The sequence below is a fragment of the Aromatoleum toluvorans genome (assembly GCF_012910905.1).
Taxonomy (GTDB): domain Bacteria; phylum Pseudomonadota; class Gammaproteobacteria; order Burkholderiales; family Rhodocyclaceae; genus Aromatoleum; species Aromatoleum toluvorans.
In genome coordinates this window covers 89,964-97,523 of the sequence record NZ_WTVN01000018.1, presented here as the reverse complement: position 1 = coordinate 97,523, position 7,560 = coordinate 89,964, and the positions used below count along the sequence as shown (strand labels likewise).

9 protein-coding genes are annotated in these 7,560 nt (G+C 65.1%); 5 read left to right on the top strand and 4 right to left on the bottom strand.

Annotation, left to right across the window (positions count from 1 at the left end; translation table 11 throughout):
• The 5 genes from GPA22_RS13080 to GPA22_RS13060 all read left to right on the top strand — a co-directional run.
• Nucleotides 1–483, top strand: a 483-nt coding sequence (locus GPA22_RS13080; RefSeq protein ID WP_169256501.1) for a YybH family protein, incomplete at its 5' end; no start/stop codon positions are given.
• 5 nt (nucleotides 484–488) lie between these two features.
• On the top strand, nucleotides 489–1,694 hold the full coding sequence (locus tag GPA22_RS13075; protein ID WP_246264319.1) for a L,D-transpeptidase family protein: 1,206 nt from the start codon (nucleotides 489–491) through the stop codon (nucleotides 1,692–1,694).
• A gap of 40 nt (nucleotides 1,695–1,734) precedes the next feature.
• Entirely contained in the window at nucleotides 1,735–2,313 is a 579-nt protein-coding gene (locus GPA22_RS13070; RefSeq protein ID WP_169256499.1) for a peptidylprolyl isomerase, read from the top strand.
• Between the two features lie 21 nt (nucleotides 2,314–2,334).
• Nucleotides 2,335–2,829 (top strand): peptidylprolyl isomerase, encoded by a 495-nt coding sequence (locus GPA22_RS13065; RefSeq protein ID WP_169256498.1) that lies wholly within the window; start codon nucleotides 2,335–2,337, stop codon nucleotides 2,827–2,829.
• Between the two features lie 36 nt (nucleotides 2,830–2,865).
• Nucleotides 2,866–3,582: a UDP-2,3-diacylglucosamine diphosphatase gene (locus GPA22_RS13060; protein WP_169256497.1), complete on the top strand. Its 717-nt coding sequence runs from the start codon at nucleotides 2,866–2,868 to the stop codon at nucleotides 3,580–3,582.
• A 63-nt stretch (nucleotides 3,583–3,645) separates the two neighbouring features.
• On the opposite strand, the gene GPA22_RS13055 is transcribed toward GPA22_RS13060, so the two are convergent.
• From GPA22_RS13055 to GPA22_RS13040, 4 genes are read right to left on the bottom strand one after another with little or no spacing between them, the layout of a single operon-like run.
• A complete protein-coding gene (locus tag GPA22_RS13055; protein ID WP_169256496.1) occupies nucleotides 3,646–4,815 on the bottom strand; it encodes an O-succinylhomoserine sulfhydrylase in 1,170 nt (389 codons plus the stop codon).
• Between the two features lie 5 nt (nucleotides 4,816–4,820).
• Nucleotides 4,821–6,344: an amidophosphoribosyltransferase gene (gene purF, locus GPA22_RS13050; protein ID WP_169256495.1), complete on the bottom strand. Its 1,524-nt coding sequence runs from the start codon at nucleotides 6,342–6,344 to the stop codon at nucleotides 4,821–4,823.
• Between the two features lie 10 nt (nucleotides 6,345–6,354).
• On the bottom strand, nucleotides 6,355–6,846 hold the full coding sequence (locus tag GPA22_RS13045) for a CvpA family protein (RefSeq protein ID WP_169256494.1): 492 nt from the start codon (nucleotides 6,844–6,846) through the stop codon (nucleotides 6,355–6,357).
• Nucleotides 6,847–6,865: 19 nt separating this feature from the next.
• Nucleotides 6,866–7,558 (bottom strand): SPOR domain-containing protein, encoded by a 693-nt coding sequence (locus GPA22_RS13040; RefSeq protein WP_169256493.1) that lies wholly within the window; start codon nucleotides 7,556–7,558, stop codon nucleotides 6,866–6,868.
• Nucleotides 7,559–7,560: the final 2 nt, after the last annotated feature.

Here is a 7,560-nt window from a genome sequence, read left to right as displayed (position 1 = left end):
GTCCCCGCGAACGCGGCTGCGGCAGCAAAACCCGCTGCACCTGCCCCTGCGGCGACAACGCCGGCGCCGGCCGTTCCCGCCGCGCCCGCCACCGCGATTGCAGGCGCTGCACACCCGGCAGCACCCGCTGCGAGCGCCGCAGGCACCGAGCGCGAAGCGGTGCAGATGGTGGAAGCGTGGGCAAAGGCTTGGTCGCGCAAGGACGTCAAGGGCTACCTCGCCTTCTACGACAAGGAGTTCCGCGCTCCTGACGGCCTGTCCCGGAAGGCTTGGGAGAACGAACGCGAGCAACGCGTCGGCAAACCCGGCCGTATTGCGGTCGAGATCGAGAAGCCCCATGCCAAGGTCGACGGTGACGTCGCGACGGTACGTTTCCGCCAGAACTATGAATCGGCGGGCTTCACTTCCAGCACGACCAAGACGCTCGAACTGGTCAAGCGCAACGGCTCGTGGCGCATCCGCCAGGAGCGCGTCGGGGGATGAAGGGGATGACGCCCGGGCGAGCGCTGTTCGTCCGACTGCTGGTCGCAATCGCCTCGGCGGTCCTGCCGCTTGCGGCCGCAAGCGCGCCTTCGCAGCGTGGCATCTCGGACTCCGGTCCGGACGCCTCGCTGGAATACGTGTTCACCGAGATCGAAGCCAACCGGCTGGACGCGGCACTCGAGCGCACCGAAGAACTACTGCGCGTCTACCCCAACTTCCGGCTCGCGCACCTCATCAAGGGCGACCTGCTGCTGGCCCGCGCCAAACCCATCTCGACCTTCGGTAATGCGTCGGCGCCTGCCGAGCGCGTGACCGAACTGCGGGACGAGGCCATTGCGCGCCTGCGCGCCTATCGCGAACGTCCCGCGGCAGCCACCTACATCCCGCGCTACCTCCTCCAGATGGGACCGGACCAGCGCTACGCAGTCGTCGTCGACACCAAGCGGGCGCGCCTGTACGTCTATGCCAACGAAGGCGGAAAGCCCCGCTTCGTCGCCGACTACTATGTCAGCCACGGCAAGGCGGGCACGGACAAGCGGGTCGAAGGCGACAACAAGACGCCACTGGGCGTCTACGAAGTCACGTCCTTCATCGAGCAGGCCAAATTGCCGGATCTCTACGGCATCGGCGCCTTCCCGATCAATTATCCCAACGAATGGGACCGGCGCCTCGGTCGCACGGGTCATGGCATCTGGCTGCACGGCACGCCCAGCAACACCTACGCCCGTCCGCCGCTCTCCTCGGAAGGCTGCGTCACCCTCGCGAACCAGGATTTCCTCAAGCTTTCCAGCTTCGTCCAGCCCGGCCTGACGCCCGTGATCATCAGCAGCGAGATCGAGTGGCTATCGATGGACCACTGGCAGGCCGAGCGCCGCGCGCTGCAACTAGCCATCGAAGACTGGCGCCGCGACTGGGAGAACGTCGGCGACGTCCGCCGCTACCTGTCGCACTATTCCAGGGACTTCCGCAGCGACAGCCAGAACTTCGCCGAATGGTCGGATCAAAAGCGCAAGCTGGCGGCAAATCGTCAATGGATCAAGGTGCGCCTCGACAAGCTGAGCATGTTCCGCAACCCGGGGCGCGACGACATCGTGGTCGTGACCTTCGAGCAGGACTATCGCAGCGACGGGCTGTCCGACCGCGTCCGCAAGCGTCAGTACTGGCAGAAGGAAGACGGTCACTGGAAGATCGTCTATGAAGGCAAGGCCTGACACAATCACCCGGGATTTTTCTCCTCAACGGAAACTCGACATGAAACGCTTTCTCGCAAGCCTGATTCTTTTCGCCTGGTTCGCCGGCGCCTACGCAGCCAATCCGATTGTGGAAATGCGGACCAACCAGGGCACCGTCGTCCTGGAGCTGTTCGCCGACAAGGCCCCCAAATCGGTCGAGAACTTCCTTGCATACGTGAAGAGCGGACACTACAACGGCACCATCTTCCATCGCGTCATCGACGGCTTCATGATCCAGGGCGGCGGCTTCGACAGCTCGATGAGCGAGAAGCCGACGCGCGCACCGGTCGAGAACGAAGCGAAGAACGGGCTGCGCAACGAAATCGGCACGCTCGCAATGGCACGCACCTCGGATCCCCACTCGGCCACGGCCCAGTTCTTCATCAACCTCGTCGACAACAGCTTCCTCGATTACCCGTCGCGCGACGGCTGGGGCTACGCGGTGTTCGGCAAGGTCACCGACGGGATGAGCGTCGTGCAGAAAATCGGCAAGACCCGCACCGGCATCGCCCGCGGCATGCGCGATGTTCCGGCCGAGCCCGTCATCATCGAGTCGGTCCGCGTCGTAGAGGCCGCCAAGACCGGCCAAACCAAATAACGAGCCCCCAAGGAGTCGCACATGGCAGTCAAGCTGCATACCAATCTCGGCACGATCACCCTCGAGCTGGACGCCGACAAGGCACCGGAAACGGTCAAGAACTTCCTCGAGTACGTCAGTGCCGGGCACTATGACAACACGATCTTCCATCGTGTCATCAAGAACTTCATGATCCAGGGCGGCGGATTCGAGCCGGGCATGACCCAGAAGCCGACACGCGAACCGATCAAGAACGAGGCCGACAACGGCTTGAAGAACCTCACCGGCACGATCGCGATGGCCCGTACCCAGGCACCGCACTCGGCGACCGCCCAGTTCTTCATCAATGTCGTCGATAACGACTTCCTGAACTTCCGTTCGCCGGACATCCAGGGCTGGGGTTACTGCGTGTTCGGTCGCGTGACTGAAGGCATGGATGTCGTGAACAACATCCGCGCGGTGCGCACGGGCTCGAGCGGCTTCCACCAGGACGTCCCCGTCGAGGACGTCGTCATCGAGCGCGCCGAAATCGTCTGATCCGGCCGGGCCGACCCGATTTCGATCTTTGACACCATGTCGGCCCTGTTCATCTCCGACCTGCACCTGTCAGAGCAGGCTCCGGAAAACACCCGCGCCCTCCTGAGCCTGCTCACCGGCCCCGCGCGCGGGGTCGGCACGATCTACATCCTGGGTGACCTGTTCGAGTACTGGGCCGGGGATGACGACAGCGATTCTCCGCTGAATCGGGAGATCGGCACCGCGTTCGCCGCCGTCGCCGCGGCGGGCACGGAAATCGTGTTTGTTGCCGGAAACCGGGATTTTCTCGTCGGCGACGATTTTGCGCGCCGCGCCGGAATGACCATCGCTAGCGATCCGACGCTGATCGAACTCGACGGTCGGCGGGTATTGCTCACGCACGGCGACATGCTGTGCACGGACGATCACGCCTACCAAACCTTCCGCCGACAGGTACGGGATCCGTCCTGGCAGGAGGCCTTTCTGCGACGCCCCCTGGTCGAGCGCAAGCAGGTCATCGAGGGACTGCGCCGCCACAGCGAAACCGCCAAGCAGGAAAAACCCCAGGAAATCATGGACGTTAACGCAGGCGCGGTGGACGCCCTGCTACGCGCTCACGATTACCCTGTCCTCATCCACGGCCATACGCACCGGCCGGCACGCCACCTGCACGAGGTCGACGGCCATGTCTGCGAACGGTGGGTGCTGTCGGACTGGCGCGGGACAGCCACCGGGCTTCTGTGGGACGGAGCGCACTTCCAGCCCTGCCCCTGACCTGACCGCCCAGATCCGGAGCCGGCGGGCGTCGTCCGCCGCCTCCGTGCTCTTCCGGTTGGCTCAGCTAACCAGGCCGCGCGCGAGATCTGCGCGCAGGTCGTCCACCGACTCCAGCCCTACGGCGATCCGCAGCAGACCTTCGCCAATGCCCGCAGCGGCGCGCGCCTCGGCGCTGATGCGCCCGTGCGTGGTCGACGCCGGGTGAGTGATGGTGGTTTTCGTGTCACCCAGATTTGCCGTGATCGACATCATGCGCGTTGCGTCCACCACCCGCCACGCCCCTTCGCGGCCGCCGGCAACCTCGAAGCTGACGATCGCCCCGCCGGACTTCTGCTGCCGCATTGCCAGCGCGTGCTGCGGATGCGATGCGAGTCCCGGGTAATAGACCCTCACGACACCCGGCTGCTGCTCCAGCCAGCGCGCGAGTTCGAGCGAGGTCGCCGACTGAGCCTCCATGCGGATACGCAGCGTCTCCAGCCCCTTCAGGATCACCCATGCGTTGAAGGGCGAAATCGACGGGCCCGCGGTGCGCAGAAACCTCAGCACTTCATCGAGAATCGCCTTCCCGCCGACGACTGCACCACCGAGCACCCGCCCCTGGCCATCGAGGTATTTGGTCGCGGAATGCACGACGACGTCCGCCCCCAGTTCGAGCGGGCGTTGCAGGGCCGGCGTGCAGAAGCAGTTATCCACGGCGAGAATGGCGCCGGCCGAATGCGCGATGTCCGCCACGGCAGCGATGTCGATGACTGCGGTGAGCGGATTCGACGGGGTTTCGATGAAAAACAGGCGCGTGCGCGTCTTGATCGCCGCGCGATACGCATCCAGATCCGTCGCCGGCACGAAGGTCGTCTCGATGCCGAACTTCGCGAGGATCGTCCCGAAAAGCTGCTGCGTGGATCCGAACAGACCCGCCGACGCGACCACGTGGTCGCCGGCCTGCAGCGTCGCCATGGCGAGCGACAGGATCGCGGACATGCCCGACGCGGTGGCGACACAAGCCTCTCCCCCTTCGAGGGCGGCCAGGCGCTGCTGCATCGCGGTTACGGTCGGATTGGTGAAGCGCGCGTAGACGTTGCCCTCGTCCGCGCCCGAGAAGCGCGCCGCTGCCTGCGCGGCGCTGTCGAAGACGAAGCTCGAGGTGAGATAGAGGGCTTCGCTGTGCTCGTTGAACTGGCTGCGCGCGATACCCGCGCGCACTGCCAGGGTGTCGAACTCGTATTCGCTCATGGCGGTCAGTTGTCCTGGTTCGCGACGAGGTTCAGATCGAGTTGCCCGCCCTCGCCGTCGTCGCCGGCCTTGCTTTCTCCGCGCTGGTTCTCGATGCCGTTCAGATACTCAGGCGTGATGTCGCCGGTGATGTAGCTGCCGTCGAAACAGGAGGTCTCGAAGAACTTGATCGCGGGATTCACCGCCCGGACGGCGGCCTTGAGATCACCGATGTCCTGATAGATCAGACCGTCGGCTCCGATGACGCGGCGAATCTCCTCTTCGTCGCGCCCGGCGGCGATGAGTTCGCTGCGGGTCGGCATGTCGATCCCGTACACGTTTGCGTAACGCACCGGCGGCGCGGCAGACGCCAGATACACCTTCACGGCTCCCGCCTCGCGCGCCATCGTGACGATCTCGCGGCTCGTGGTGCCGCGCACAATCGAGTCGTCGACCAGCAGGACCTTCTTGCCCCTGAATTCCTGCGGAATCGTATTGAGTTTCTGGCGCACCGATTTCCGCCGGATCGCCTGGCCGGGCATGATGAAGGTGCGCCCGATGTAGCGGTTCTTCACGAAGCCTTCGCGGTATGGGAGGTTGAGCCGGTGGGCCATCTCCATTGCGGCCGGACGGCTGGAATCGGGAATCGGGATCACGACGTCGATATCCGCATGCGGCACAACGCGCTTGAGCTTGTCGGCGAGGAACTCGCCCATCTTCACGCGCGACTCGTAGACCGACACGCCGTCGATCACCGAATCGGGACGCGCGAGGTACACGAACTCGAACATGCATGGCGCTTCTACCGTCTTTTCCGCGCACTGGCGGCTGCGGAAATTGCCCTGGGTGTCGATAAGGATCGCCTCGCCCGGCGCCACGTCCCGCAGCGTCTTGAACCCGAGCACGTCCATCGCGACTGACTCGGACGCGACGAGCCACTCATGACCATCGTTCACGTCGTTGCGCCCCACTACGAGCGGACGAATACCGAACGGATCACGGAAGGCCAGCAGCCCGTAGCCCGCAATCATCACGACGACCGCGTAGGCGCCGCGGCAACGGCGATGCACGCCTGCCACGGCACGGAAGACCGCGTCCTCGTCGAGCTTGAATCCCTTGGCGGCCGCCTGCAGTTCGTGCGCGAGCACGTTCAGCAGCACCTCGGAATCGGAGTTGGTGTTGATGTGGCGCAGGTCCGAGAGGAACATCTCGCGCTTCAGTTCCTCGGAGTTCGTCAGGTTGCCGTTATGGGCCAGCAGCAGGCCGAAGGGCGAATTGACGTAGAACGGCTGCGCCTCGGCCGGATTGCAGGCCGACCCCGCGGTCGGGTAGCGGACATGGCCGATACCCCAGTTACCGACCAGATTGCGCATGTTACGGGTGCGGAACACGTCGCGCACGAGGCCGGGCCCCTTGTGCATGAGGAAACGCCCGCCCTCCGACGTCGCGATGCCTGCCGCATCCTGTCCGCGGTGCTGCAGCACCTGCAGTCCGTCATAGAGCAACTGATTGACCGGGGATTTTGCAACGACCCCAATGATTCCGCACATGGAATAGCACCTATCTGAATCGAATCTTGGTGGCCACCACATCGGGCAACCACGGTTTGGCAGCGATGACCGCCGTCTCCAACGGAGGAGCAAACATTGCGCCGGCCCACCAGGGTTCACGCGCCATGCCGATCAGGCCGCCGAGCAGCACGACCGCGAGGGCGATCGCAATACCACGGGCAACGCCGAACAGCGCACCGAACACCCTGTCTGCGGCGCCAAGTCCCACCGCCTTGAGAAACTCGCGAAGCAGGAACCGCAGCAAGGCCGCAAGCATCAGCACAGCGACGAAGATCAGTGCGAACCCGGCAATCTGCCGCCACGCGGGCTCGGAGATCACCCCCGCGAGCAGCGCGGCGGCATCGGCGGCGAAGCGCCATGCGGCGAAAAGCGCCACGGCCCACGCGAGCAGTGCAATCACCTCGCTGACCAACCCGCGCCACATGCCCACCGCAGCCGACAGCGCAAGAACTCCGAGAAAGACGTAATCGAATACCGTCATCGCAGCAGCCTGCGCGCGCTCATCTCGGCACGACCGCGCCGCTCATTCCGCTTGCCTTGACCCGCAGCGCGACCTTCTCGGCGTCGTCGCGCCCGTCGTACGGCCCGATCCGGACACGCGTCACAGCGCCGACCTTCTCAGTGTAGGCGGCGAAACCGCGCTTTTTTAGATCCGTGGCGATCGATGCAGCCTTACCGCCGTCACTGAAAGCGCCCACCTGGACGACAAAGCTGTTGCCGGAAGCGGGCGTAGCGGTGACGGGGGGTTTTCCTTCGAGGATGGCCTGGGCGCGGGCGGAGTCAGTCCCGCCTTCCTTTGCTGCCGGCGCTGCAGGCTTGACCGTTGGTGCCGCAGCACTTGCCGCCGGAGGCTTCGGTACTGCCGGCGGCTTGACTGCAGGCGCCGGCACAGGCGCAACCGGCGCGCCTTGCGCTCGCAGCGTTTCGGGTGGAGTCGGACTAGGTGGCTGCTCCTCCGGCGGAGGCGCCAGTTGGGGCTCCGGTTCGCGGGCCGGACGACTGGCGATCGGGCGCGACAGGGCGTTGTCCGCGTCACGATCGGGGATGGAGACCTGTATGTCCTGCGTGGGAGCACTTGGCTCCTTGTCCATCACCATCGGCAGGATGATCGCGGCCAGCAGCGCCAGCGCGGCCGCCCCCACCAAGCGGCGCCTCGCACGCTTCTTGAGTTCGACGTTGTCGCTATCGGTCACGC